Here is a 25,142-nt window from a genome sequence, read left to right as displayed (position 1 = left end):
ACCGCCCCCTCAGCCGGTCGCCGTGGGGTGGGCGGCGAACCGGGCCGGGGTGCGCAGATGTTCACCGACCCGTTTGACCAGGCGGGCCATCTCGTAGGCGACCAGTCCGATGTCGGCGAAGGCGGTGCTGAGCACGGCGAGGCACGAGCCCTCCCCCGCCGCCGCGACGAACAGGAAGCCGTCGTCCATCTCGACCATCGTCTGACGGACGTCGCCCGCCCCGAAGTGGCGCCCGGCCCCCTTGGCGAGGCTGTGGAAGCCGGAGGCGACCGCCGCGAGGTGTTCGGCGTCCTCGCGGCTCAGCGCGCTGGAGGCGCCTACCGCGAGTCCGTCGCCGGAGAGCACGACCGCGTGCCGGACCTCTGCGACACGGGTCACCAGATCGTCCAGCAGCCAGTCGAGTTCGCCGGATCTGCGCGGCACCCCGGTCCTCTCGTTCGCGATCATGCGGGGTCTCCTTCGCTGAGCGGGCGCGGTTCGGGGGTGGTACGGGGGCCGGGCTCCGGGGCGCCCGGGGAGGAGCCGCCGCCGCGCAGCCAGCCGGCGCGGTAGGCGGACATGCGGTCCCTGGCCTCCTCCGGTGTGCGGTGGGCGGGGCCGGCGGGCGGTTCGGCGGAGGGGGGCGGTTCGGGGCGGGGCCGCTCGCGCAGTTGCGGGGCGAGACTCGCCTGCCTGACCCGGCGGGGCAGGTCGTCCTCGCCCCGGTCCGCGCCCGGGGACGGCGCGGGTGCGGGCTTCTCCGTCCGCTGCGGCGTCCGGCGCGGGCGCAGGGAGGTGACCTGGGCGGTCGGTCCGGTTCCGCTGTCCAGGGCCGGTACGGCGACGGGGGCGGGGAACGCCGTGGTGCGGGGCCGGGCGACCCGGGGGGCCGGTCCGAGGGCGGCGCGGTCGGTGTCCTCCCGGCGCGGCTCGGTGTCCGCCGCGGGCGCGGTCCGTTCCCCGCCCGGCGGGAGCGCGCTCTGCAGCAGGGCCGTCGGCAGCAGGACCACCGCCGTGGTGCCGCCGTAGGCGGAGGTGCGCAGATGGACCTTGACGCGGTGGCGGACGGCGAGCCGGCTGACGACGAAGAGCCCGAGCCGGTCGCTGTCGAAGAGGTCGAGCGCCTCGGCCTCTTCGATGCGGCGGTTGGCCTCGGCGAGGAGTTCGGGACCCATGCCCAGGCCCCGGTCCTCGATCTCCAGGGCGTAGCCGTTGCCCACGGGTTCGCCGGTGATGCGCACCTTGGTGTGCGGGGGCGAGAACTGGGCGGCGTTCTCGACCAGTTCGGCCAGCAGATGGGTGAGGTCGGCCACGGCGGCGCCCCGGACCGCGCCGTCGGGGAGCCGGCTCACCTCGACCCGGGCGTAGTCCTCGATCTCGGAGACGGCCGCGCGGACGACGTTGGTGAGGGGGACCGGCATCCGCCAGGCCCGGCCGGGCGCCGCGCCCGACAGGATGATCAGGCTCTCGGCGTGGCGCCGCATGCGGGTGGTGAGGTGGTCGAGGCGGAAGAGGTCGCTCAGCTCGTCCGGGTCGTCGGCGCGCCGCTCCATGCTGTCGAGCAGATTCAACTGGCGGTGCACCAGCACCTGGCTGCGGCGGGCGAGGTTGACGAAGACGCCGGAGATCCCGTCGGCGAGTTCGGCGCGTTCGACGGCGGCGCCGAGGGCGGCGCGGTGCACGGTGGCCAGGGCCTCGGCGACCTGTCCGATCTCGTCCTGGGAGGCGGGTCCGGGCGGGGCCTCGGCCCGGATGTCCAGTTCCTCGCCGGCGCGCAGCCGGCGCATGGCCAGGGGCAGCTTGCGCCGGGCGATCTCCAGGGCGCTGTTGCGGAGGCTCACCAGTTCCACGACGAGGGCGCGGCCGATGCGTACGGAGATCACGAGGGAGGCGGCCACGGCGGCGAAGCCGAAGACGACGGCGGCGCCGGAGGGGCTGAAGAGGCCATGGGCGAGCGGGTCGGTGCGGTGGGCCGCGCGCTCCCCTGCACCGGCGGCGATGCCGTGCAGTTCGGTGCGGACCTCGTCGGCGGCGGGCTGCCAGTCGGCGGCGGGCAGGGCGCGCACGGCGGCCCGGCCGGGTGCCGCGGTGAGTACGGCGTCCTCGGCGGCGGCGAGGGCGCGGGTGGCGGGCCGGGCGGTGAGCGCGTGCCAGGCGGCCCGTTCGGTGGCGGGCAGATCGGCGCCGGCGGTCGCGGTCAGTTCGCGGCGGGTCCCGACGGCGCCGGTGAACAGGCGCAGCGGGCGGCCCTCCAGTCGGCCGGTGCGGAAGGCGGTGGTGAGCAGCGCGTCCTCGCGGGCCAGCATCTCGTCGGCGCGGGCCAGTTCGAGCAGGACCCGGGCGTCGGATCCGAGGGCGTCGTCCTGGATGCCGGTGACCGCTCCGGACACGGCGAAAGCCGCGGTCACGGCCGAGGTGTAGCGGTCGTAGACCGCCTCCACGCCGTCCTGTCCACCGCCCCGCCCCCGGAGGGCGGCGACTTCGGCGAGGAAGCGGTCGAGGCGCCCGGCCACCGCCCCGGGCAGATTGCCGGTGTCGGCGACGGTGTGGCCGCCGTCCAGGCGCAGGGCGCCGAGTGCGGTGTCGGTGCGGGCGGCGCGGGCCCGGAGGGTCGCCTCCTCGGCCGTGCCCGGATCGGCCGCCCGGACCATGGCCGCCTCGCGTTCGGCCTGGAGCGCGGTGACGGCCGCCGCGACGGGGGCCCTGACCTCGTCGTCGACCCGCTGCAACTGGCGCAGCCGGGCCACGTCCTGGGCCGTGGACACGGTCGCGAACCCCCACAGCGCGAGCAGCGACACGACGGGCACCACGAGCAGCGAGATGACCTTCGCGCGGACGGTCCTGGGACGCAGCCGCCAGCCTCCCCGGGGAGCCGTGCCGGGCTCGGCCCGTGCGGCGCGTTCGGCGCTCTCGTCGGCCGGGGGTCCGGCGTGCGCGCGGCGGCCTCGGACCGGCGGGGTGCCGGGCCGGGCGTCGAAGGCGCCGGCCTCCGGGGTCGTGCGGGATGGGCGCATGGCCTCCTCGTTCCGGATCGGGTACGGGTGGTAGGGGCGGGGGCGGCGGGGCTGTGCTGCGAAGGGGCGGTGCCGGGTCCGGCGGGTCAGCGGGTTCCGGCCCGGGCGGCTCCGGGGCGGCGGGTGGCGTGCCACGGGGTGGGGGCAGGTGCCGGGGCGGACGGTGCGTCCGCGGCGGGTTCGGCGCGTCCGGCGCGGGCGTACGCGGCCCGCTCCGGTGCCGTGGGCGAGAGCGCCACGAACGCGGAGGTGAGGAAGAGGTAGGAGCCGAGGCAGACGGCGAGCGGGAAGATGAACTGCATGGCGGTGGCGCCCGGGAGCGGGGCGGCCGAGGGGGCGACCCGTACGCTCACGGCCAGCATGCCGGTGTAGTGCATGCTGCTGACCGCCGCGCCCATGACGAGCGAGGCGAGGGCGACGGCCCGGGTGGAGCGGATGTTGAGGACGGCCCAGAGCGCGGCCGTCGCGGCGATGACCGCGATGACGACGGAGAGGACGACGCGCAGCGGGTCGTAGTGGAGGGTGCCGTGCAGCCGCAGGGCCGCCATGCCGAGGTAGTGCATGCTGGCGACGCCGAGGCCGGTGGCGAGACCGCCGAGGAGCAGTGCCCTGGTCCGGTCGCGGCTGTAGCCGACGGCGAAGACGCCTCCGCCGACGACGGCCATGGCGCCGAGCAGGCTGAGCAGGGTGAGCGGCACGTGGTAGCGGATGTCGGTGCCGTAGACGCCGAAGCCGAGCATCGCGACGAAGTGCATCGTCCAGATGCCCGAGCCGATGGCGGAGGCGGCCGTGATCAGCCAGTTGCGCCGGGAGCGTCCGGTCGTGTCGAGGGCGCGCACGGTGCAGCTGAGGCCGAGCGCGGCGCCGATGCAGGCCATCGCGTACGACAGCACGGGGGTGAGCCAGCCGAAGCTGGCGTGGTCCAGGTGTCCCATGACTCGGGGACGCTAGTCGCGCCGGAGCGCGCGTCCCCGTCGCAGGCGAAAGCTGCCGGGATATGACAGAGAGATGTTCCCGAACGATCGCGCCGTGGTCGAACGTGCACGCCGGTTCAGGACGTTTCGTTCGGGCGAGACTGCGCCATCATGGCCGCATGACCGATGACCACACACATGTCCAGGAGTTCTTCGGGGCGCGGGCGGCGGGCTGGGACACCCGCTTCCCCGACGACGGTCCGGCCTTCGACACGGCGGTCGCCTCGCTGGGGCTGCGGCCCGGTGACGCCGTGCTGGACGCGGGATGCGGCACGGGGCGGGCCCTGCCGGCGCTGCGGAAGGCGGTCGGGCCCGAGGGGACGGTGCTGGGCGCGGACCTCACCCCGGCCATGCTGGAGGAGGCCGTCCGGGCCGGACGGGACCGGGCCGGCCGGCTGGTCCGGGCCGATGTCGCGCGGCTGCCGGTGCGTCCGGGGGCGCTCGACGCGGTGTTCGCGGCGGGTCTGCTCTCGCATCTGTCCCGGCCGGGGCCGGATCTCGCCGAACTCGCCCGGGTGGTGCGGCCGGGCGGGCTGCTGGCGCTCTTCCACCCCGTGGGACGCGCCGCCCTCGCGGCGCGTCAGGGGCGGCGGATCACCGACGGGGATCTGCGGGCCGAACCGCGCCTTTGCCCGCTGCTGGCGCGTTCGGGCTGGCGCCTCGTCTCGTACGTGGACGAGGACGCCCGCTATCTCGCGCTGGCCGAACGCTCCGGCTGAGGCGGGGCGCACCCGTCGGCCGGCGGGTCAGGCCGATTCGGTCTCGGTGTCCCGGAGGTGGCGGACCGGGCAGCCGCCGGTGCCGGGGACCGGGTGGGTGCCGAGCGCGGACACCTCATAGCCGTGGGGATAGCCCTTGATCTCGGGGTTCTGCCGGGCGTAGTGCGGCGTGCGGCGCGGCGGGAGGAGCCGGACCGCGCGCGCCCTGAGCCGCAGGGCGCCCCGGGTGACGGCGCGGGCGGCGGCGCCCGGTGCCGGATAGCGGAAGGCCCGCAGCAGCGCGTCGTCGAGCAGGGCGAGGCTCGCTCCCCGGACGAGGGGCGCGAGCGGGCGCGGATACCAGGAGGCCATCAGCGCCAGCGTCGCGTCCGACACGGCACGCGCCCCCTCGTCCCAGCCGAAGTGCGCGGCCTCGTAGGTGTCGAGGGTGTGCTCGAACTCCTCGTAGGTGCGCGGCAGGTCCTTGATGCCCATATGGGCGCCGAGGGTCCGGTAGTAGGCGGCGCACGCCCGCAGCTCGTGGTCGCAGAGCCGGCGCCAGCCGTACGCGTCCAGCCAGCGCTTCGGGCTGACGACGAAGGTGCACAGCACATAGCGCATGTCGTCGTTGCTGATGTCGTAGCTGCGGTGCATCCGGTTGATGCGGCGGATGGCCGTGCGTCCCGGTTCGCTGTCGAAGCCGTGCTCGACCACCGTGTCCAGGAGCAGCGCGGTGTCGTCGTACCGCTTCTGCGAACGGTCCGTCAGTTCGGCGGTCTGCGCGAGGAGCCTGCCGATCGAGGGCACGGCATAGGTGCGGTACAGGGCGAGTTCCAGGGCGCGGGTGATGTCCCACGGGAACTCGTACGTCGCCGTGATGCGGTAGATCTCCAGGAAGTCCCGCTCCGGATCGAGGCGTTGGATCTCCTTCAGCCGGTCGTAGCGCTTCACCGCGGCGTCCCCCTCTGTCCAGGTCGAGTGTCCCAGCCTACGTGCGTGGGCAGGACGGTGAATACGTACGCACCACCCGAAAGGCGGTACCCATGACCGGCGTGAGGCAACTGTGGCGAAGAGCCGTGACCCCGCTGCGCAAGGACGGCCCGCCCACCGCTCCGGCGCGCCGGCAGCACAACCTGTTCGAGGCAGCGGCCACGTTTGTCGGGGCGTCGGCGGCGGACGACCAGGACCGGATGGAGGAGGCGAGCGGCTGGGTGTCGCCCGAGGCGCTGTCCTTCGGTGTGAGCGAGCTGGCCTGCCGGGCCGTCACCGCGCTCGCGCGGGAGCGGGGCGTCACGCCGGAGCAGGCCGCCCGGACGCTGCTGGGCCTCGCCGACGACTGATCCGGGCCCGTACGCGCCCCGCCGGGTCCGGCCTTGTCAGGGCCTCGACGGGTGGGTTACCCACTGGTTAAGGTGCGCCGACACCACCGTGACGGAAGAGGAGGGTGCAGTGGCCGGGACGGACGACGCTGTCGCCGACGACGCGCTGTATGTGCTGACCGCGGTCCTGCTGACCCCCGCGCAGTTCCCGAGCGTGCTCGGCGACGACTATCCGGCGGCGTGCGCGGCCCTGGGCCTGGAACCGTACGCGGAGGGGTACGGCCTGGTCATGGGGCAGGACGGCGACGGCGCGCGCTGGACGGTGGTCGTGGACGACGTGTCGCTGGTGGCGGTGGCGATCGCTTCCTGGGACTGCGGGATGGAGTACGACCTGTCGCCGGACGACCGCTCGGTGGTCTGCGCGCTGCCCGGCTGGCCGCTGGCCGTGGCCGTCGCCGCCCCCGGTCTGCCCGCCCCGCACGATCCGGGACCCGACCCCGAGGTGGAGGGCGAGCCCCTGGCACCGCTCTCCCCGCCCGACACAGACGCCTGGGGTCCCGCCCAGCGCCGGCTGGGGGCGGACGCGATCGCCTCGCAGTGGGCGGTCTGGCGGGAGCAGGTCGACGACGGGGAGGAGTCCGGGGCCGCATCCGGATCGAGCGAAGCGCAGGGGCACGGGGACGGGGCCGGCGGCGACGGACAGCCGGACGGCTCCCCGGCGGAGCGGGGCGACGCGGCGGAGCTGTCCGCCGGCGGTGCGCACCCCGGGGTGCGGCGGGCGCTGGCCGAGGCGACCGCGTATCGGGACAGTCCGCCGCCGCCCGGCCGGGTCCGCTCCTCGTTCGCCCCGGGGGACGCGCGGATGATCCGGGCCGACGGTCCCGGCTGGTCCATGGTCGCCCGGACCGACGACATCGCCTTTCTGCTGCTGGACGAGGTGCCCGGCGAGATCATGACCGTGGGGCGCGGCACGGAGCTGCCCAAGCTGCTCGCGGCCCTGGACGCGATGGCCGTCCGGCCGTCCTGACTCGGGCCGTCATGGCTCCGGCCGTCCGGAACACGCGAGGTGCCCGGGACGGTCCGGTCCGGGGCACCTCGGGCGTACGGAGGGTCAGACGCGGTCCAGCGGGCGGTGCGGCTCGGCCGGCAGCCGGACCTCGATCGGGTCGCCGGGCCGGACGACACCGCCGGCGGCGACCACGCTCATGATCCCGGCCTTGCGGACCACGGCACCGGTCTCGTCCCGGCCGACGACCCGCTTGAGGAGGCCGGTGCGGAAGGTGTCGATCTGGAGGCAGGGGTTGCGCAGCCCGGTGACCTCGACGACGGCCTCGGCGCCGAGGCGGAGACGGGTGCCGACCGGCAGGGCCAGCAGGTCGATGCCGTGCGTGGTCACGTTCTCCCCGAGATCCCCGGGGGCGATCTCGTAGCCCGCCTCGCGCAGCTCGTCGAACAGCTCCGCGTGGATGAGGTGGACCTGGCGGAGATTGGGCCGGGTGGGGTCCTGGGCGATCCTGGAGCGGTGTTTGACGGTCACCCCCGCGTGGACGTCCCCCTCCACTCCCAGTCCGGTCAGCAGCGTCACGCTGTCCCGGTTGGGCTTGGTGAAGCTGTACGTCTCGTTCCTGCTCACGGCGGTGACTGTCCCACTCACGGTGCCGGTCCCCTTGCTCAGCGGCCTATTTCCCTACGGGTGATCCTACGGAGCCTGCGCCGCTGGCCGGGGTCCAGGGCCAGGTAGGCGATCGCGGGGACGCCCACGAGGACCAGCAGGGACAGCCAGAAGCCGATGAACGGCATCAGGACGACCGCGACGACGACTCCTCCGACGGCGATCTTCGCTGTGTTCGACATCGTCCACGCCTCCTTCGCGGCCCGCGGCCGCTCCTGATGGGAGAACGCCTGTGCGTGCTCCACGGTTCCTCGCGGGGCGGTGAAGCCCGGGAGAGGTGCCCGCCCGTCACCGCAGCGGGGCGCCGACCTCGTGCATGTGCTCCAGGGCCTGCCGGTAGGACTCGATGAGCCCGGTCTCCGTGTAGGGCATGCCGAGCGCTTCGCAGTGGGCCCTGACGAGCGGCTGGGCGCGCCTGAGGTGGGGGCGCGGCATGCTCGGGAAGAGGTGGTGCTCGATCTGGTAGTTGAGTCCGCCGAGGAACCAGTCGGTGAGGGCCGCGCCCCGGACGTTGCGCGAGGTCAGGACCTGTCGCTGGAGGTGTCCCCAGCGGTCTCCGTCGGGGTCGGGCATCTTCATGCCCTTGTGGTTCGGCGCGAAGGACATGCCGAGGTGGAGGCCGAAGAGCGCGTGGTGCACGAGGGCGAAGACGACGGCCTTGCCCGGGGACAGGACCGTGAGCAGCAGGGCGGCGTACAGGCCGAGGTGCGCGGTGAGCAGCAGTGCCGAGAGGGCACGTTCGCGGACGGGCTGGTGTCGCAGGTACTGGAAGCCGGAGACCTTGAGGGCGATGCCTTCGAGCAGCAGCATCGGGAAGAACAGCCGGGCCTGGTTGCGGGTGAGCCAGCGGGCGAACCCCTCCCGCTGGGCGGCCTGCTTCGCGGTCCAGACGAGGGCGCCGACACCGACGTCCGGGTCCTTGTCCACGTGGTTCGGGTGGGCGTGATGGCGTACGTGCTTGTCGTTCCACCACGCCTCGTTCATCCCGAGGAGCAGATTGGCGTGGAACAGGCCGATCACGCGGCTCACCCGGCGGTCGCCGGTGATCTGGGCGTGTCCGGCGTCGTGGCCGAAGAAGGCGGTGCGCGACCAGAAGACGGCCAGGGGAAGCGCGAGCAGCAGGGTCCACCAGGTGTTGCCGAGGAGGACGATGCCGGTGAGCACCGCGCCCAGGGCCAGCAGGTTGACGGAGATGCCGGCCGCGTACCAGCCGGTGCGCCGCTTGAGGAGTCCCTCGTCCCTGACCGCCCGCAGCAGTGGTGCGAAGTCACTGCCCGCACCGGGGCCCCTGGTGGGAGGCGTGGTACCTGGGGCACCTTCGCGGGGTCGTACGACGGCGATGGTCGCGGCCTGAGGCATGGCGTCTCCGGTCTTCTGGTCCTGTCCGACCTGAAAAAACGTACGATTCGCGGGTGCCGCGGAGCCATGGAGCCACCACCCGGGGTTCCCGGGTGCCAGCCCCCTCGGTCCGTAGGGGGGCTGACACCACCGGGCAGACAAAGAGGGCTTTTTCACGTGACGCAGATCACGCTTGGTGATCTTCCGCCGGATTCATCAATGGGCTATCCTCGGCGACCTTCCACTAGTCAAATTTGAGGACTCCGCCATCGCTGTGCACCGCCTCCCCGCAGCATCGCTCTCCGAGATCTCCGCGCTGGCCGGCTGTTCCGTGGTCTTCCTGCCGGCGGATCCCGCCCGCACCGGCCGGGTCGCCTTCTGGTACCCGGACGGCAGCAGTCCGCCCGAGGCGCCGGGCACGGTCGAGGAGCTGACCGTGGCCGGTCCCGACGCGGCGCCCCGTCCCGTACCGGCCCGGATCCTCCCCGTCCGTGACGCGCTCGCCGTCCTCACCCGGGCCCGGACGGCCTCCCACGCCTCGCCCGCCGCGCTGTTCTGGGGCGCGGCGGGGCTGCTCGCCCTTCAGTTCGCGGCGCGCGGGCTGCTGTTGCCGGGGCTCAGCGCCACCGACCACGACAGCTGGCGGGCCGGTCCGCTGACCGCCGACGACCAGACCCGGATCCGCACCCTGGCCGCGTCCATGCCGCCGGCCGCGCACGCGGTCCCGGTCGACGCCCTGGCACAGCCCCTCCTCCTGCCCGAACCGGAGCGGCTCCTGCGGGCGTTCCTCGACGCGGTGGTGGACGGCCTGCCGCGCACCCCGGCCGCCCCGCTGGCCGCCGGCGGACCGGCGTTCGCCGCCGAGGAGCCGCAGCACGCGCCGGGCCAACGGGCCTGGCTCGCGGATGTGGCCGCCGTGCACGACGCGGGGGTACGCCTCTCCCTGCGCGTCGAGGTGGCCGGGCTCGACCGGTCCGGAACGGAATCCGACGGCGCGCACGGCCCGTCGTTCCGCGTGGTGCCGCAGATCCACGGCGTGGGCGATCCCACCCTGGTCGCCGACGCGGCCGAGATCTGGGCCGGTTCGGGACCGGCCGCCGCCGCCTTCGGCCCCCGGGCCCGGATGGACGCGCTCCTCATGCTGCGCCGGGCCGCGCGGGCCTGGCCGCCGCTCGCCCCGCTGCTGTCGGCCGCCGTGCCGGACGCCGTGGAGCCCGCGGACGAGGAGATCGCCGGCCTGCTCGGCCCCGCGTCGGCCGCGCTCGCCGCCACGGGGGTCCAGGTGCACTGGCCCCGGGAACTCGCCCGCACCCTCACGGCCCGCGGCGTGATCGGCCCCTCGGACGCGGAGGACGGCGCGGACCCGGACGAGGGGGAACGCCGGGCCGGCGGGCGCGCGTTCCACGCCTCGGACGCCGCACCGCTGCTCTCCTCCGACGCCCTGCTCTCGTTCACCTGGTCGTTCACGCTCGGCGGTCAGCGTCTCGGGCGGGACGAGCTGGACCGGCTGGCCGAGGCTGGCCGGCCCCTGGTGCGGCTGCGCGACCAATGGGTGCTGATCGACCCCGAGCAGGCCCGCCGGGCCCGGGAGGCGCACGACCGCAAGGTCACCCCGATCGACGCCCTGGGCGCCGTGCTGACCGGTTCCACCGAGGTCGACGGCCGGCGCGTGGAGGTCTCGGCGACGGGCTGGCTGGAGCGGCTGCGGCAGCGGGTCGCGGAGCCCGAGGCCCTGCCAGAGGGCGAGAGCGCCGTCGGGCAGCCCGCCGCGCTCGCCGCGACCCTGCGCGACTACCAGCTGCGCGGGCTGAACTGGCTCCACACCATGACCTCGCTCGGGCTCGGCGGCTGTCTCGCCGACGACATGGGCCTCGGCAAGACCATCACGCTGATCGCCCTGCATCTGCACCGCCGGACCCTGGAGGGCACGGCCGGACCGACGCTGGTGGTCTGTCCGACCTCGCTCATGGGCAACTGGCAGCGGGAGATCGAGAAATTCGCCCCGGGCATCCCGGTCCGCCGCTTCCACGGCGGCTCGCGCACCCTGGAGGAGCTGGCCGACGACGCCTTCGTCCTCACCACGTACGGCACGATGCGGCTCGACGCGCCCCGGCTCTCGGGCGTCCGCTGGGGCATGGTCGTCGCCGACGAGGCGCAGCACGTGAAGAACCCGTACTCGGCCACGGCCCGGCAGCTGCGCACCATCGGCGCGCAGGCACGGGTCGCCCTCACCGGAACGCCCGTGGAGAACAACCTCTCCGAGCTGTGGGCGATCCTCGACTGGACCACACCGGGCCTGCTGGGCCGGCTCGGCACCTTCCGCACCCGCTACGCGCGGGCGGCGGAGGGCGGCGATCCGGCGGCGGCCGAGCGGCTGGGCGCGCTGGTGCGGCCCTTCCTGCTGCGCCGCCGCAAGTCCGACCCCGGCATCGCGCCGGAGCTGCCGCCGAAGACCGAGACCGACCGCGCGGTCTCGCTCACGCCCGAACAGGCCGGGCTCTACGAGGCGGTGGTGCGCGAGACGCTGGCGGCCATCTCCGAGGCGGACGGCATGGCGCGGCGCGGGCTGGTGGTGAAGCTGCTGACGGCGCTCAAGCAGATCTGCAATCATCCCGCGCAGTACCTCAAGGAGGAGGAGCCCCGGATCGCGGACCGCTCCGGCAAGGTCGAACTGCTCGACGAACTGCTGGACACCATGCTCGCGGAGGGCGCGGGGGTGCTGGTCTTCACCCAGTACGTGCAGATGGCGAGGCTGCTGGAGCGGCATCTGACGGCGCGCGGCATCAGCACGCAGTTCCTGCACGGGGGCACGCCGGTGGCGGAGCGCGAGGCGATGGTCAACCGCTTCCAGTCGGGCGGGGCTCCGGTCTTCCTGCTGTCGCTCAAGGCGGCCGGGACCGGTCTCAACCTGACCCGGGCGGCGCATGTGGTGCACTTCGACCGCTGGTGGAACCCGGCGGTGGAGGCGCAGGCCACCGACCGGGCGTACCGCATCGGCCAGACGCAGCCCGTCCAGGTGCACCGGCTGATCGCGGAGGGCACGATCGAGGACCGCATCGCGGACATGCTGGCCCGCAAGCAGGGGCTCGCCGACGCCGTGCTCGGCTCCGGCGAGAGCGCCCTGACCGAGCTGAGCGACGCCGAACTGGCCGATCTGGTCGAGCTGCGAGGGGGCGCACGATGACACGCGGATATCCGGAGGACGGGTACGAGCCCGATCCGTTCGAGGGCGAGGGCTACGACGAGGAGTTCGGCGACGGCGAGGACGGCGGGTTCGGCGGTGAGGCGGCCGGCGGGGCGGCGTCGGGTCCCGAGCGCACCTTCGCCCCGCTGCCGCCCGCCCCGGGCCGGGGCTTCGCGACCTCCTGGTGGGGCGGGGCCTGGTTGAAGGCGCTGGAGGACACGGCGCTGGACAACCAGCAGCTCAAGACGGGCCGCCGGTTCGCCCGCGAGGGCCGGGTCGGCGCGGTGTCCGTGCGGCCCGGCCGGATCACCGCGGTGGTCCGGGACCGGAACGCGGGCGGCCACCGCAGCGACGTGCTTCTTCAGGAGTTGAGTGACGAACAGTGGGACCGCTTCCTGGACATGGCGGTCGACCGGGCCGGGCACATCGCCGCCCTCCTGGACCGGGAGATGCCGCCGCATCTGGTCGAGGACGCGGCGGCGGCAGGGGTGGAGCTGCTGCCCGGGATAGGCGATCTCGACCCGGAGTGCACCTGCGACGCCTGGGACCACTGTCCGCACACCGCGGCGCTCTGCTACCAGGTGGCCCGGCTGCTGGACCAGGACCCGTTCGTGCTCCTGCTGCTGCGGGGGCGCGGCGAGCGCCGGCTGCTGGACGAGCTCCAGGTGCGGATCGCGGCACGGGCGGCCGGCCGCACCGGGTCGGACGCCGCCGGGGGCCCGGACACCGGCGGGGAGTCCGGGGACGGCACCCCCGGCGCCACCGGCGTGCCGGGTGTCCCGGCGGACGAGGCGTACGCCGGCGCGGCACTCCTGCCGCCGCTCCCGCCGCTGCCGGACGTCCCCGACGCCCCGGGCCCGGCGCCCTCGCTGGACACCGAGACGGACCCGGAACCGGGCGTGGACCCCTCGGCGTTGGAGCTGCTGGCCCGGGACGCCGCGGCCCGCGCGCACCGGATGCTCGTGGAGGCGCTGTCGGCGGGGCACGGGCAGCAGCCGGTGCCCCCGGCGCCGACCGCGCGGGAGGACGCGGTGCGGCTGGCGGCCGAGGCCCGGCCGGAGCCGTGGATCGCCCACCGGCTGGCGACCGGTTCCGGCCGGCCGCGCGCCGCGCTGCCGGCGGCGGTGGCGGCCTGGCGGTACGGCGGGCCGGCCGCGCTGGCCGTGCTCGACGAGGAGTGGACGCCGGACGGTCCCGCCCTCGCCCGGGCGAGGGCGGGTCTCGCCGGTGCCTGGGACGAGGACGAGGCGCCCCGGCTGCGGGCCGAGCGCAACCGGTGGACCTCGGCGGACGGCACGGTGCAGGTGCGCTACGGGCGGGACGGGCGCTGGTATCCGTTCCGCAAGGAGGGCGGCCGCTGGATGCCGGCCGGGCCCTCGGACGAGGATCCGGCGGCGGCGTGGGCGGACGCGGCCGCAACCGATCCGGTCGACGCCTGAGAAGCGGAGCCGGGGCGGGCGGGGCGCGAAGTACCGCCCTCTCGCCCGTCGGAGAGGGTGCCCCGCCCGCCGGTCGGACGGGGCACCCCCACCCGTCGGGCAGGGTGCCGCCCCCGCCCGTCGCCGCGTACCGTCCCGGAGTTCACCTCGATGACACCGGTCGTTGAGGCGCGGCGCGGAACCTGACGGGCGAAACGTTCCTTGCCCCTCAGGAGGCCCCATGTCCGCGCGTGTCGTCCGTCGATCCCTGGCCGTCGGGCTGCCGCTCGCCCTGCTCGGCACGGTGGGTGCCACGGGCACCGCGACCGGCGCGCAGGATCACCACCGTCCCGGGACGACCGCCCGGGTCACGGCGAGCGCCACCCTCGGCCCCGTCCCGCTCGGCGGCTTCAGCAACGCCCTGCTGCCCGGGACGGTCGACGACGACCGCGGCGTCCTGCTCGGCGGCATCGGCAGCGACATCTACCCGGCCGGCCGCAAGGGCGAGTACTGGACCGTCACGGACCGGGGCCCCAACGGCCAGATCAAGGTCGACGGCACCAAGCGGCGCACCTTCCCCGTGCCCGGGTTCGATCCGGCGATCGTCCGGATCCGGGTGACGGGCCGACAGATCGAGGTGGTGCGCTCGATCCCCCTGACCACCCGGTCGGGCGCGCCCGTCACGGGCCTGTCCAACCAGAAGGGCCGCGACGAGGCCCCGTACACCTACGACGCGCGCACGCCGCTCCCGTACAACCCGAACGGGCTGGACACCGAGGGCATCGTGCGGGCGGCGGACGGATCGTTCTGGCTGGTGGACGAGTACGGGCCGTCGCTGGTGCACGTCTCGGAGCGGGGGCGGGTGCTGGCACGCTACGTCCCCGAGGGGCTGGACCTGCGGGGCGCCGGCTACCCGGTGGTGGAGGCGCTGCCGGGCGTGCTGCTGCACCGCAAGACCAACCGGGGCTTCGAGGGGCTGGCGCTGCTGCCCGGCGGCGATCTGGTGATGGCCGTCCAGAGCCCGCTCTCGCTCCCCGACCAGGACGCCGGCGAGTCCTCGCGCAACATCCGGCTGCTGCGCTTCTCGACGAAGAAGAAGGCCGTCACCGCCGAATACGCCTACCGCTTCGACCCGGTGGGCGTCGTGGACCCGGGCGAGGACGACACCTCCGAGCTGAAGGTCTCCTCCGTCGTGGCGATCGGCCGGGACACCCTGCTCGTCGAGGAGCGCACCGACCGCACGGCGCGGCTGCACCGCGTGACGCTGCCGCGCGGTGCCGGGATCCTGGGATCGCGCTGGGACGCCCCGGCGGCCTCCCCGTCGTACGAGGAGTTGGCGGACCCGGCGGCCTCCGGCGTCCCGGTGCTCCGCAAGAGCCTCGTCGTCGATCTGGGGACGGTGCCGGGCGTGCCCGGGAAGATCGAGGGCGTGGCGGTGACGGGGCGGAGCACCCTGGCGCTCATCAACGACAACGACTTCGGGACGACGGACGGGGCCGGCGCCTTCGACGCGCGGGGGCGGCTGGTCGACTCCGGGATCAGGACGACCGTGACGACGGTCGAACTGCCGCGCCCGCTCGCGCACTGACGCCCGCTCGCCTTCCCCGGGCCGCCCGGCTCCCCGCCCGGCGGCCCGGTCGCGTCCGCACGCCCCCGTTCCCGCGCCGCGCCGTCTTCCGCCGCCCGCGCCGCGCCCGTACGGTGGGCGCGCACACCGCCCCGGCCGGACATCGAACACACGATTCCGATCAACGGACGTGCGTGCGAAGCGTGTTCCTCCGTCCCCCCACAGCCAGGAGTACACACATGGACCGCAGAAGGATCATCCAGGGCACCGCGGCGACCGTCGCCGCGGCGCTGCTTCCCGCATCCGTCCGGGCCAGCGCGGCCCAGGCCGGCGACACCGACTACCCGACGGCCCACTGGGCCCCCGCGTCGGCCTCCAACTACACGGTCTCCTCGCGCCCCTCGGCGTACCCCGTCCAGTACGTGATCATCCACGTCACCCAGGAGACGTTCTCCGACACCGTGGCCATCTTCCAGAACCCGGCGAAGCAGGTGTCCGCGCACTATGTGGTGCGGTCCTCGGACGGCTACATCGACCAGTGCGTCCGCGAGAAGGACATCGCCTGGCACGCGGGGAACTGGGACTACAACACCCGCAGTATCGGCATCGAGCACGAGGGGTACGTGGACCGGCCCGCGTACTTCACGAACGCCCTGTACGAGAAGTCGGCCCTGCTGACCGCCTCGATCTGCGACCGCTACGGCATCCCCAAGGACCGGGCGCACATCCTGGCCCACTCCCAGGTGCCGGGTTCCGACCACACGGACCCGGGCACCCACTGGGACTGGGTGCGCTACATCCGGCTGGTCAACCTGCTGAGCGCGGGCTGACCCCGACGGTCGAACCTCCGAACGCCCTTGACCCGCAGGGCGGCTGACCACCAGTCGAGACAGCGGCGACCGTGTCCTTGACGGCGCCACCGGGCGGGCCGAGACTGACGGGGACGGTCACGACTGTCAGCGCCGCGCGCACGGGTTCCCGTCCGCGCGGTCATCGGCCCCGGCCCGCTGACGGGCAACCCTTCGGCCGCGATGGGGTGCTCCGGGTGACGACCGGGTCCTGTCGGCGCGACAGGACAAGCGCGGCCCCGCCTCCCGCGGGCCCCGACGGCAGGACCGGTGGGAATTGCCCAGGATCGGATTGACGAGGCGCCTGCACATCGATCTGCTGCGCGTCGCCAGCGCCTCGTAGGCGTCCGCGCCCCGGGGTCCGCCCGGCCCGCCGTCGTCCCGGCCGGCCGGACCGCCGCCGATCCGCCCCGCGCCGGCCGGCCCGCTCCGTGAGCGGACGGCCACCGGCCGGCCCTGTGCGCCCCGTGCACCCTCACGCGGGCGCGGTCGTCCTTTTCCCGTCCCGCCGCCCACGACGCGGCGGCGGCTCCGTCGTCCTCCGGACATCCCCCAGGAGAGTCATGCCCGAAACAGTCTCGCGCGGCCGCGGTACGACCGGAACGTCCCCGCGCACCCCCGCCCCCGCCCTCTCCCCCGCCCGCGCGGCGGGACTGCGACCCCCGTCGGGCATCGCGTCGCCGCGCTTCCTCAGCCGGATCGGCGTCGGTCTCGCGGGCGGCTTCTATCCCGCGCCGCACCGCTACGAACTCTTCCTGTCCGCCGGCTGTCCGCGCTCGCTGCGGGTCTCGATCACCCTGGACCTGCTCGGCCCGGGGCAGGGCGTCACCACCACCCTGCTGACGCACCCGGCCGCCTCACCGGAGGGCTTCGCCGCGCTGCGCGGCGCGTACGAGGCGACGGTGCACCACTACGACGGCCCGCTGACCGTCCCCGCGCTGCGCGACCGCTGGAGCGGACGCATCGTCAGCAACCACACCCCCGACATCCTGCGCGACCTCGCCGGGCCGCTCACCGGCCACGGCCCGGACCGCCCCGCCGCGCTCACCCCGCCCGCCCTGGTCCCCGACATCGAGGCGCTCCGCGAACTGCTGGAGCACGGCCTCGACGAGCCCGGCGGACGGGACGCGGTGCTCAACGCACTGGAGCGCCGGCTCCCGCTGCGGTCGTACGCGCTGGGCGACGGACTCACGGCCGCCGACGTCGACCTCTGGACGGCCCTCGTCCGGCCGGGCGTCTCCGGCGCGCTGGGGGCGCACCCCCGGCTCCGGGCGTACGTCCGCCGGCTCGGCGGGCATCCGGCGTTCCGGCGGGCGTACGGGACGCCGCTCACCGCCGCCTGAACGGGGCGTCAGCCCGCCTCGGCCGCCGAGGGGTAGCGGACGAAGAGGACGCCCTCCACCGCGCCGTCGGGCGCGCCGTAGACATGCGGCACGTCGGCCCGCCACCGCGCGCTCGCACCGGGACCGACGGTGCGGGTGGCGTCCGGCGGGCCGACGACGGCGGTACCGCTCAGGACCATCAGGCTCTCCCGGGTCCCGGGGACATGGGCGCGGGACTCCTGGACCGCGCCCGAGCGGATGCTGACGCGGAAGACGTCGGTGACGGCCGATCCGTCCTCGTCCTCGTAGCGCTCCAGCAGAACGGCGGTGACCGCGCTGCCGGACACCGTGGTGCGGGCGGGGCCGGGGCCGGCCGTCGCGGGCGGTTCGGCCAGGGCGGCGCTGAGGGGCAGGCCGAGCGCGGTGGTCAGTGCGTACAGCGTCTCCAGGGTGGGGTTGCGCGAGCCGCTCTCCAGCTCGGACAGCGTCCCCTTGCCCACGCCGGACCGGCGGGCCAGCTCCGACAGGGACAGCTCCCGCTCGCGCCGCAGCGCCCGGAGCCTGCGCCCCACGTCCTCGTTCAGCCCCATCGGCCCGCACCCGCTCCGCTGTTCCCGGTTGACGGGCGTCGGCCCGCCTCTCTAGTGTTCCACAAACAGAACGTTCCGTATACGGAACACCGTGCGGAGCCCCCTGCCGGGCCCGGTCCTCCTCCCGACTCAGGAAAGCGGCACGCTCATGCTCGCGCTCACCCGTATCCGCTCGGCCGCGCCGCCCTCGGCCGTGGCCGCCGGACTGATCGCCGTCACGGTCGGGGTCACCAGCTCCGCCGCCCTGGTCTTCACCGCCGCGAAGGCGGCCGGTGCCGACGAGCGCGAACTCTCCTCGTGGATGCTCGCCCTCGGCATCGGGCTCGCCTGCACCAGCATCGGACTGTCGCTCCGCTTCCGCGCCCCCGTCGTGACCGCGTGGTCGACGCCCGGGGCCGCGCTGCTGACGACCGGTCTGAGCGGGGTCTCGATGCCGCAGGCGATCGGCGCGTTCGTCTTCTCCGGGCTGCTCATCCTGGTCAGCGGGGTGACGGGGTGGTTCAGCCGGCTGATGAGCCGGATACCGGTGCCGCTGGCCGCCGCCCTGCTGGCCGGGGTGCTCTTCCGGTTCGGCACCGGGCTGTTCAGCACGATGCACGGGAGCTTCGCGGTCGCGTTCCCGATGTTCACGGCGTATCTGCTGGCCCGCCGGCTGCTGCCCCGGTACGCGGTGCTGGTGGCGCTCGCCGCCGGGGTGGCGGCCACGGTCTTCACCGGCGGCTGGAAGCTCGGCACGGTCCGGCTCGCCCTGGCCACCCCGGTGTTCACCGCTCCGGAGTTCGACTGGAAGGTCCTCGTCAGCGTCGGCGCCCCGCTCTTCGTGGTCACGATGGCCTCCCAGAACCTGCCCGGCGTCGCCGTCCTGCGGGGCTCGGGCTACGACGTGCCGGTCTCCCCGCTGATGACCTGGACCGGGGCGGCCAACGCGGTCCTGGCGCCCTTCGGGGCCTTCGGGCTCAACCTCGCCGCGATCACGGCCGCCATCTGCACCGGCGAGGAGGCCCACCCCGACCGCGACCGCCGCTTCCTGGCCGCTGTCTGGGCCGGTGTCTTCTACCTCTGCGTCGGGCTCCTCGGCGCGACCGTCGCCTCGCTCCTGGCCGCGATGCCCCATGAACTCGTCCTGGCCATCGCGGGAATCGGCCTGCTGGCCACCATCGAGGCGTCGCTCGTCTCGGCGCTGTCCGATCCCTCCTCGCGCGAGGCCGCCGTGGTGACCTTCCTCGCCACCGCCTCCGGGGTGACCCTGCTCGGCATCGGCTCGGCGTTCTGGGGGCTGCTGGCCGGCCTGGTCACCACGCTCGTCGCCACGGCCGGACGCCCGCACCGCACCGGCCGGGCGACCGCCCCGGGCCCCGTACCGGACAGGGCGCCTACCCGCTAGCGGGCAACCGTGGAACGCGGTTGCACGGCACTGCGGCACCGCGATGGGATGACCCCATGCAGAAAGCGGTTTCCCCCCTCTCCTCCGACCCTCTGGCACCCTTCGACCACCTCGACCACCGCTACCGCGGCGAGAACCCGGTCCGCACCCTGGGCCATCTCCTGCGGCCGGACCGGGGGCGGCTCGCCCTCGCGGTCGCCCTCTTCGTCGTCAAGCACAGCCCGATCTGGCTGCTCCCGCTGATCACCGCGACCGTCCTGGACGTCGTGGTGCAGCACGGACCGGAGTCCGGGCTGTGGAAGTCCACCGGTGTGCTCCTCTTCATCCTGGTGATCAACTACCCGCTGCACCAGTGGTACGTACGCTGCCTCGGCGGCAGCATCCGGCGCATGGGCACCACCCTGCGCTCGGCGCTCTGCCGGCGGATGCAGCAGCTCTCCATCGGCTACCACGCCCGGGTCAGCTCCAGCGTCCTGCAGGCCAAGGTGGTCCGCGACGTGGAGTCGGTGGAGCAGATGATGCAGCAGAGCGCGGACATGGGACTCGGCGCCGTCGTCACGCTGATCGGCGGCCTCGTCGTCATCGGCGTCCGCGTCCCGGCCTTCCTTCCGGTCTTCCTCGTCGTCGTCCCCGCGGCCGGTTTCCTGGTGATGAAGCTGCGCTCCCGGCTGCGCAGCCACAACGAGTCGTTCCGCCGCGAGGTCGAGCAACTCTCCTCACGCGTCGGGGAGATGACGACGCTGATCCCGATCACCCGGGCGCACGGCCTGGAGCGCACCGCGCTCGGCCGGGTGGACGGCTCGCTGCGCCAGGTCTTCGTGGCGGGGCTGCGCCTGGACATGGTCAACGGCCGGTTCGGCTCGCTGGCCTGGGTCATCCTCAACACCCTGGGGGTGCTCTGCCTGACCGGTTCCGCGCTCGTCGCCTACCACGGCTGGATGCCGGTCACCCCCGGTGACGTCGTCATGCTCAGCGCCTTCTTCACCGTGCTCACCGGCTCGGTGACGACGCTGCTTGGGCTGGCCCCGATCCTCACCAAGGGCCTGGAGTCGGTCCGTTCGGCGGGCGAGGTCCTCCAGGCCCCGGACCTGGAGCAGAACGCGGGCAAGGCCCAGGTCGACCGCGTCACCGGGCGGATCGACTTCGAGGACGTCGGCTTCGCCTACGACGACGCGGAGCCCGCCGTCAGCGGATTCACCCTCTCCGCGCGCCCCGGCGAGACCATCGCGCTGGTGGGTGCCTCGGGCGCGGGCAAGTCCACCGTCCTCAACCTCCTCATCGGGTTCATCCGGCCGACCTCGGGCCGCATCCTGCTGGACGGCACGGACATGGCCGGACTGGACCTGCGCAGCTACCGGCGGTTCCTGTCCGTCGTCCCGCAGGAGTCGATCCTCTTCGAGGGCACCATCCGCGACAACGTCACCTACGGCATGGGCGACACCGACGAGGCGACGCTGATGCGCGCGCTGGCGGACGCCAACGCGCTGGAGTTCGTGGAGAAGCTGCCGCTGGGCCTGGACACGGTGGTCGGCGAGCGGGGCGCCCGGCTCTCCGGCGGCCAGAAGCAGCGGCTGGCGATCGCCCGCGCGCTGATCCGCGATCCGCGGGTGCTCGTGCTGGACGAGGCGACCTCGGCGCTGGACAACCGCTCCGAGGCGCTGGTCCAGGAGGCCCTGTCCCGGCTGGTGCACGGCCGGACCGTGTTCGTCGTCGCGCACCGGCTCTCCACCATCCAGGGCGCCGACCGCATCGTCGCGATGCAGGGCGGCCGGATAGCCGAGGTGGGCACCCACGCCGAACTCATCGGCCAGGACGGGGTGTACGCGGGACTCCAGCCCGCGTGACGCCCTCGACCGGCCGCGCCGGGACGGCGGGCGCCGCGGCTCACCAGTCGTGGAGGCTGCCGTCCCGGAGGCGGTTGACCGGCAGATAGGCCCGCTCATACGGGTGCGCGGCGGCCAGTTCCTCGTCCAGTTCCACCCCGATGCCGGGCGCCTCGCCGGGGTGCAGATGCCCGTCGGTGAAGGTGTAGGCGTGCCGGAACACCCGCTCGGTGAGGGCGTTGTGGCCGGAGTACTCCTGGATGCCGAAGTTGTGGATCGCCAGATCGAGGTGGACGGCGGCGGCCATGCCGACCGGCGAGATGTCCTCGGGGCCGTGGACGGCGCTCCTGATCTGGTACTGCGCGGCGAAGTCGAAGAGCTTGCGCAGCGGGGTGACCCCGCCGAAGTGGGTGACGGCGGAGCGCACGTAGTCGATCAGCTGCTCGGTGATCAGCGTCTGGTAGTCGTACACCGTGTTGAAGACCTCGCCGACGGCCAGCGGGGTCGTGGTGTGCCGGCGGACCAGGCGCAGCGCCTCCTGGTTCTCGGCCGGTGTGCAGTCCTCCAGCCAGAAGGGGCGGTAGGGCTCCAGGTCCTTGCCGAGCCGGGCGGCCTGGATGGGGGTGAGGCGGTGGTGCGCGTCGTGCAGGAGCGGCAGTCCGGCGCCGAACTCCGCGCGCACGGCCTCGAAGACGGCGGGGGTGTGGCGCAGGTAGGCGTCGGTGTCCCAGTCCTCCACCAGCGGCCGGGTCTGCTGGTGGGCGACGGCGGCGCCGCTGTCGTCCCGCTGGTACACCCCGTACACGGCCTTGAGCCCGGGGATGCCGGTCTGGATGCGCACGGCGGGGTAGCCCTCGGCCAGTCGGGCGCGTACGGAGTCGAGGAGTTCGGCGATGTCCCGGCCGTGGGCGTGGCCGTACGTGGCAACGCGCTCGCGGCTCGCCCCGCCCAGCAGTTGGTAGAGCGGCAGGCCGGCGGCCTTCGCCTTGATGTCCCACAGGGCGACGTCGACGGCGGCGATCGCGGCCATGGTCACCGGGCCGCGCCGCCAGTAGGCGCCGCGGTAGAGGTACTGCCAGGTGTCCTCGATGCGGTGCGGGTCGAGGCCGGTGAGCAGGGGCGCCACGTGCTCGGTAAGGTAAGCGGCCACCGCCAGTTCCCGCCCGTTCAGGGTGGCGTCGCCGAGACCGGTGAGACCGTCGTCGGTCGTCAGCTTCAGGGTGACGAAGTTGCGTCCGGGGCCGGTGACGACGACCTTCGCGTCGACGATCTTCATGCGGGTTCTCTTTCGGTGGCGGGCGGCCGGTCCCCGTTCGGCCCGTGCCGCCGTCGTGGCGGTCACGCTATCAAGCGTGCCCCGGCCGCCCGCGCCCGCCGGAACGGGGCGGGGCTGGGCTCCGTCCCGGCAGGGCCGGAACGGAGCCCAGCGCGGCGTCAGCCGCAGGTCGTGCCGTTGAGGGTGAAGGCGTCGGGGTCGCCGCCCGGCGCGCCGGTGGCCTGGAAGCCGAACGAGACGGTGCCGCCCGGCGGAACGGCGCCGTTGTGCCCGGCGTTCTTCGCCGTCACCCGGGTTCCGCTCTGGGTGACCGTCGCGTTCCAGGCGTTGGCGACCTTCTCGCCGCCGCCGAAGTCGAAGCCCAGGGTCCAGCCGTCGAGCGGGGCCGTCCCCGTGTTGCGGACCGAGACGTCGGCGGTGAAGCCGCTGCCCCAGGACTGGCTCACCCGGTACGTGACCGCGCAGGAACCGGCCGGTCCGGGGGTGCCCGTGGGGTCGGGCGTCGGGGTCGGGGTGGGCGTCGGCGTCGGGTCGGGCGTCGTGGTGGGGTCCGGTCCGGGTCCGCTGCCGTCCGGCGCGCTGCCCCACTGCGGTGCCGTGCCTTCCAGCAGGACCATGTGCGGGGCGTCGACCGGGGTGGTGCCGGGGGTCGTGGCGGCGCTGGGGTAGGACCAGTCGTTCGCCGGGTTCCAGGCGCCGGCCGAGGTGATCCGGAACTGCACCTCCTTGCGGTACGCGGACTGGCCGGCCGGCGCGATGTCCGTCCCCGAGCAGTCCACCGTGACGTGGTAGACGTCGCCCTGGTCGTGGGTGGGTCCGGTCACCTTGCCGCACTGGTTGTAGTTGGTGGTCAGGCTGATCATGTCGGGCGTGACGCCCGGCTCCAGCGTGAAGTAGTAGCGCACGGAGGCGTCGGTCAGCGCGCGGGCCGGCCACGCGGAGCGGTTGAGGACGTACGCCTTGACCTCGGTGAACGTGCTGCCCGCGGCATTGACCGAGGCCTGGACGGACGTCTCCGGGCCGTCGGGGGTCTCCGGCTTCGGGAAGTCGGCCAGCGGGGCCCCGCCGTACTCCTTGTAGAGCCGGGCCAGCGCCCCCGTGAAGGCGGCGTTGTAGTCCGTCGCGACCTCGTTGTTCGTGTAGTTGGCGCGGTCGTCGGTGTACGCGTCGTTCGCCGCGCTGGGTCCGCCGACCAGTGCGCCGTACAGGGTGTGCCGGCTCTCGACGGGGTTGTTCATCTGGTCGGTCCAGGAACCGTGGGCGGTGCGGTGGTGGGGTTTGGTCGGCGGGTTCTCGCCGAAGCCGACGACGTAGCTCGATCCGCGCGGGTTGTCGCCGAGGGCGTAGTCGATCTGCCGGACCGCGAAGTCGTGGTAGCGGGCCTTGCGCACGGTGTCGCCGGTGAGCCAGTCGGAGTAGCTGAGCGCCACGAACGCGGTGTTGGCGGCGTAGCGCAGGGAGCCCCAGCTGTCCAGCACGGCCTGGCCGCCGGGCGAGTAGGCCACCCGCTGCCCGTTGACGCCCACGGTCCACCAGTCGAGCCAGCGGTTGGCGTCGTCGACGTACTTCTGCTTGCCCGTCAGCTGGGCGAGCAGCACATAGGCGCCGTACGAGCTGTCGTCCCAGGACAGGGTCCAGCGGTAGGAGCGGGTGCTGCTCTGCGGTTCGGTCGACAGGCCGTCGTAGGCGGCTTCGGCCTTGGCCAGGTACGCGGCGTCGCCGGTCGCCCGGTAGAGCCAGATCGCGCCCCAGACCAGCTCGTCCGCGTAGCCGCTCCAGGAGTTGTAGTAGCCCTGGGCGTCGGTGATGCAGGCGCTGTACTTGCCGCGGTGGGCGTCGGCGAAGGAGTACAGCTGCTTGGCGTGGGTGAGCAGCTTCGCGGCGTACGCCGGATCGCTGTCGGCGAAGACCATCGAGGAGGAGGCCATCGCGGCGGCGGTCTGCCCGGCCAGGTCGCTGCCGGGGCAGGACGCGTCGATCTTGTAGGCGGGCCGCGCCATCGGCATCACCTCGGCGGGGCCCCACCACTTGTGGTCCTCGCCGCCGTTGCCCACCTGTCCGTAGAGGACGTCGGGCGCGGGGTGCGCCTTGATGAAGTAGTCGTTGACGAAGCGCAGGTTGTTCCGCAGGTACGTCAGCTGGCCGGAGGCGGCGTACGCGTCCTCCTGCTCGACGCCGCCCCAGGCGAGCATGGTGGCGGAGAAGGCCATGGGGAGGCCGAACTTGACGTGGTCGCCGGCGTCGTACCAGCCGCCGGTCAGGTCCAGGCCCACGTCCTTGCCGTCGTCGAGCGCGGAGTCGCCGCGCCAGCCGACCCGGTTGGAGTCGGGGAGCGTGCCGGACTGCTGCGCCTCGTAGAAGAGCAGCGACTTCTGGAGCGCCTCGCCGTAGGCGAAGGCGGGTGCGGCGGAGGCGTGGCCGGTGAGGGAGAGCGGCAGCAGGAGGCCGGCGCCGAGGGCGAGGACCGTGGCGACGACACCGGGGCGGCGGAGGCGCGGGGACGGGCGACCGGCGGACGGCCGGGGTCGTCTTCGCGGCACGGGGAGGGGGAACAGGCGCAACGGAACGGTCCCTTCCGGACGTCGGTGGGGTGGTGACGGTGCGGGGATCTGGTCGGGCTCGGCTCATGGGAGCGCTCCCACGTTTGTCGTACGTGTCGACGGGGCCCTTGTCCGGGTCCCACTGGATGAGGGTGTTGCGCAGGTTCCCGGTGTCGGGCTCGACCACGGCGCCGAC

At 74.0% G+C, this 25,142-nt stretch carries 21 protein-coding genes and 1 riboswitch; of the genes, 11 read left to right on the top strand and 10 right to left on the bottom strand.

What is annotated here, in order from left to right; translation table 11 throughout:
* Positions 1–9 precede the first annotated feature (9 nt).
* From ACWCXC_RS33695 to ACWCXC_RS33685, 3 genes are all read right to left on the bottom strand, one after another.
* Entirely contained in the window at positions 10–447 is a 438-nt protein-coding gene (locus ACWCXC_RS33695; protein ID WP_450686226.1) for a roadblock/LC7 domain-containing protein, read from the bottom strand.
* Complete coding sequence (locus ACWCXC_RS33690) at positions 444–2,993, bottom strand: sensor histidine kinase (RefSeq protein WP_450891475.1); 2,550 nt, start codon at positions 2,991–2,993, stop codon at positions 444–446. The genes ACWCXC_RS33695 and ACWCXC_RS33690 overlap by 4 nt, the downstream gene beginning before the upstream one ends.
* Before the next feature lie 86 nt (positions 2,994–3,079).
* Positions 3,080–3,928 carry an MHYT domain-containing protein gene (locus ACWCXC_RS33685; RefSeq protein WP_450686355.1) on the bottom strand — a complete coding sequence of 283 codons (849 nt, stop codon included), beginning with the start codon at positions 3,926–3,928 and terminating at the stop codon, positions 3,080–3,082.
* Positions 3,929–4,086: 158 nt separating this feature from the next.
* Between ACWCXC_RS33685 and ACWCXC_RS33680 the strand changes: the two genes are divergently transcribed.
* On the top strand, positions 4,087–4,686 hold the full coding sequence (locus ACWCXC_RS33680; protein ID WP_450891474.1) for a class I SAM-dependent methyltransferase: 600 nt from the start codon (positions 4,087–4,089) through the stop codon (positions 4,684–4,686).
* Positions 4,687–4,713: 27 nt separating this feature from the next.
* On the opposite strand, the gene ACWCXC_RS33675 is transcribed toward ACWCXC_RS33680, so the two are convergent.
* Positions 4,714–5,616, bottom strand: coding sequence for an oxygenase MpaB family protein (locus ACWCXC_RS33675; RefSeq protein WP_450891473.1), 903 nt, complete (start codon positions 5,614–5,616; stop codon positions 4,714–4,716).
* Positions 5,617–5,708: 92 nt separating this feature from the next.
* Between ACWCXC_RS33675 and ACWCXC_RS33670 the strand changes: the two genes are divergently transcribed.
* Together ACWCXC_RS33670 and ACWCXC_RS33665 are read left to right on the top strand one after the other, a co-directional pair.
* Positions 5,709–6,005 (top strand): hypothetical protein, encoded by a 297-nt coding sequence (locus ACWCXC_RS33670; protein ID WP_450686401.1) that lies wholly within the window; start codon positions 5,709–5,711, stop codon positions 6,003–6,005.
* A 109-nt stretch (positions 6,006–6,114) separates the two neighbouring features.
* Positions 6,115–7,011, top strand: coding sequence for a hypothetical protein (locus ACWCXC_RS33665; protein ID WP_450891472.1), 897 nt, complete (start codon positions 6,115–6,117; stop codon positions 7,009–7,011).
* An 84-nt stretch (positions 7,012–7,095) separates the two neighbouring features.
* On the opposite strand, the gene ACWCXC_RS33660 is transcribed toward ACWCXC_RS33665, so the two are convergent.
* The 3 genes from ACWCXC_RS33660 to ACWCXC_RS33650 form a co-directional block, all read right to left on the bottom strand.
* Positions 7,096–7,638, bottom strand: coding sequence for an MOSC domain-containing protein (locus ACWCXC_RS33660; RefSeq protein WP_450891471.1), 543 nt, complete (start codon positions 7,636–7,638; stop codon positions 7,096–7,098).
* A 17-nt stretch (positions 7,639–7,655) separates the two neighbouring features.
* Positions 7,656–7,838, bottom strand: coding sequence for a hypothetical protein (locus ACWCXC_RS33655; RefSeq protein ID WP_450891470.1), 183 nt, complete (start codon positions 7,836–7,838; stop codon positions 7,656–7,658).
* Between the two features lie 106 nt (positions 7,839–7,944).
* The gene (locus tag ACWCXC_RS33650; protein ID WP_450891469.1) at positions 7,945–9,015 is read right to left on the bottom strand and encodes a fatty acid desaturase family protein; all 1,071 of its coding nucleotides are present in this window, start codon (positions 9,013–9,015) and stop codon (positions 7,945–7,947) included.
* 253 nt (positions 9,016–9,268) lie between these two features.
* Here ACWCXC_RS33650 and ACWCXC_RS33645 point away from each other — a divergent pair, with 253 nt between their 5' ends.
* The 6 genes from ACWCXC_RS33645 to ACWCXC_RS33620 all read left to right on the top strand — a co-directional run bounded on the left by ACWCXC_RS33645 (position 9,269) and on the right by ACWCXC_RS33620 (position 17,354).
* Positions 9,269–12,178 (top strand): SNF2-related protein, encoded by a 2,910-nt coding sequence (locus ACWCXC_RS33645; protein WP_450891468.1) that lies wholly within the window; start codon positions 9,269–9,271, stop codon positions 12,176–12,178.
* Positions 12,175–13,617, top strand: a complete 1,443-nt coding sequence (locus ACWCXC_RS33640) for an SWF or SNF family helicase (RefSeq protein WP_450891467.1) — start codon at positions 12,175–12,177, stop codon at positions 13,615–13,617. Before ACWCXC_RS33645 ends, ACWCXC_RS33640 begins: the two co-directional genes overlap by 4 nt.
* A gap of 220 nt (positions 13,618–13,837) precedes the next feature.
* On the top strand, positions 13,838–15,184 hold the full coding sequence (locus tag ACWCXC_RS33635; protein ID WP_450891466.1) for an esterase-like activity of phytase family protein: 1,347 nt from the start codon (positions 13,838–13,840) through the stop codon (positions 15,182–15,184).
* 218 nt (positions 15,185–15,402) lie between these two features.
* Positions 15,403–15,993: an N-acetylmuramoyl-L-alanine amidase gene (locus tag ACWCXC_RS33630; protein ID WP_450891465.1), complete on the top strand. Its 591-nt coding sequence runs from the start codon at positions 15,403–15,405 to the stop codon at positions 15,991–15,993.
* Between the two features lie 115 nt (positions 15,994–16,108).
* Positions 16,109–16,251: riboswitch (SAM riboswitch) on the top strand.
* Positions 16,252–16,288: 37 nt separating this feature from the next.
* Complete coding sequence (locus tag ACWCXC_RS33625) at positions 16,289–16,354, top strand: putative leader peptide (protein WP_385105800.1); 66 nt, start codon at positions 16,289–16,291, stop codon at positions 16,352–16,354.
* 220 nt (positions 16,355–16,574) lie between these two features.
* Positions 16,575–17,354, top strand: a complete 780-nt coding sequence (locus tag ACWCXC_RS33620; protein WP_450891464.1) for a glutathione S-transferase C-terminal domain-containing protein — start codon at positions 16,575–16,577, stop codon at positions 17,352–17,354.
* Between the two features lie 8 nt (positions 17,355–17,362).
* Here the strand turns inward: ACWCXC_RS33620 and ACWCXC_RS33615 are convergent, their stop codons facing one another.
* A complete protein-coding gene (locus ACWCXC_RS33615) occupies positions 17,363–17,923 on the bottom strand; it encodes a helix-turn-helix domain-containing protein (RefSeq protein WP_450891463.1) in 561 nt (186 codons plus the stop codon).
* Positions 17,924–18,071: 148 nt separating this feature from the next.
* Between ACWCXC_RS33615 and ACWCXC_RS33610 the strand changes: the two genes are divergently transcribed.
* Together ACWCXC_RS33610 and ACWCXC_RS33605 are read left to right on the top strand one after the other, a co-directional pair.
* A complete protein-coding gene (locus ACWCXC_RS33610; RefSeq protein ID WP_450891462.1) occupies positions 18,072–19,307 on the top strand; it encodes a benzoate/H(+) symporter BenE family transporter in 1,236 nt (411 codons plus the stop codon).
* Positions 19,308–19,363: 56 nt separating this feature from the next.
* A complete protein-coding gene (locus ACWCXC_RS33605; RefSeq protein ID WP_450891461.1) occupies positions 19,364–21,151 on the top strand; it encodes an ABC transporter ATP-binding protein in 1,788 nt (595 codons plus the stop codon).
* A 40-nt stretch (positions 21,152–21,191) separates the two neighbouring features.
* On the opposite strand, the gene manD is transcribed toward ACWCXC_RS33605, so the two are convergent.
* Together manD and ACWCXC_RS33595 are read right to left on the bottom strand one after the other, a co-directional pair.
* Positions 21,192–22,406 (bottom strand): D-mannonate dehydratase ManD, encoded by a 1,215-nt coding sequence (gene manD, locus ACWCXC_RS33600; RefSeq protein ID WP_450891460.1) that lies wholly within the window; start codon positions 22,404–22,406, stop codon positions 21,192–21,194.
* Positions 22,407–22,564: 158 nt separating this feature from the next.
* Positions 22,565–24,946, bottom strand: a complete 2,382-nt coding sequence (locus tag ACWCXC_RS33595; protein ID WP_450891459.1) for a glycoside hydrolase family 9 protein — start codon at positions 24,944–24,946, stop codon at positions 22,565–22,567.
* Between the last annotated feature and the right edge of the window lie 196 nt (positions 24,947–25,142).

It is taken from the genome of Streptomyces sp. NPDC001515, assembly GCF_053597115.1.
The sequence above is the reverse complement of the archived record's forward strand: the minus strand, read 5'-3'. Positions and strand labels throughout refer to the sequence as shown.

Bases quoted from the DNA above. Each gene is read 5' to 3' on its own strand.
- ACWCXC_RS33695 (WP_450686226.1), bottom strand. From the start codon at position 447: ATGATCGCGAACGAGAGGACCGGGGTGCCGCGCAGATCCGGCGAACTC.
- ACWCXC_RS33690 (WP_450891475.1), bottom strand. From the start codon at position 2,993: ATGCGCCCATCCCGCACGACCCCGGAGGCCGGCGCCTTCGACGCCCGG.
- ACWCXC_RS33685 (WP_450686355.1), bottom strand. From the start codon at position 3,928: ATGGGACACCTGGACCACGCCAGCTTCGGCTGGCTCACCCCCGTGCTG.
- ACWCXC_RS33680 (WP_450891474.1), top strand. From the start codon at position 4,087: ATGACCGATGACCACACACATGTCCAGGAGTTCTTCGGGGCGCGGGCG.
- ACWCXC_RS33670 (WP_450686401.1), top strand. From the start codon at position 5,709: ATGACCGGCGTGAGGCAACTGTGGCGAAGAGCCGTGACCCCGCTGCGC.
- ACWCXC_RS33655 (WP_450891470.1), bottom strand. From the start codon at position 7,838: ATGTCGAACACAGCGAAGATCGCCGTCGGAGGAGTCGTCGTCGCGGTC.
- ACWCXC_RS33650 (WP_450891469.1), bottom strand. From the start codon at position 9,015: ATGCCTCAGGCCGCGACCATCGCCGTCGTACGACCCCGCGAAGGTGCC.
- ACWCXC_RS33640 (WP_450891467.1), top strand. From the start codon at position 12,175: ATGACACGCGGATATCCGGAGGACGGGTACGAGCCCGATCCGTTCGAG.
- ACWCXC_RS33635 (WP_450891466.1), top strand. From the start codon at position 13,838: ATGTCCGCGCGTGTCGTCCGTCGATCCCTGGCCGTCGGGCTGCCGCTC.
- ACWCXC_RS33630 (WP_450891465.1), top strand. From the start codon at position 15,403: ATGGACCGCAGAAGGATCATCCAGGGCACCGCGGCGACCGTCGCCGCG.
- ACWCXC_RS33620 (WP_450891464.1), top strand. From the start codon at position 16,575: ATGCCCGAAACAGTCTCGCGCGGCCGCGGTACGACCGGAACGTCCCCG.
- ACWCXC_RS33615 (WP_450891463.1), bottom strand. From the start codon at position 17,923: ATGGGGCTGAACGAGGACGTGGGGCGCAGGCTCCGGGCGCTGCGGCGC.
- ACWCXC_RS33610 (WP_450891462.1), top strand. From the start codon at position 18,072: ATGCTCGCGCTCACCCGTATCCGCTCGGCCGCGCCGCCCTCGGCCGTG.
- ACWCXC_RS33605 (WP_450891461.1), top strand. From the start codon at position 19,364: ATGCAGAAAGCGGTTTCCCCCCTCTCCTCCGACCCTCTGGCACCCTTC.
- manD (WP_450891460.1), bottom strand. From the start codon at position 22,406: ATGAAGATCGTCGACGCGAAGGTCGTCGTCACCGGCCCCGGACGCAAC.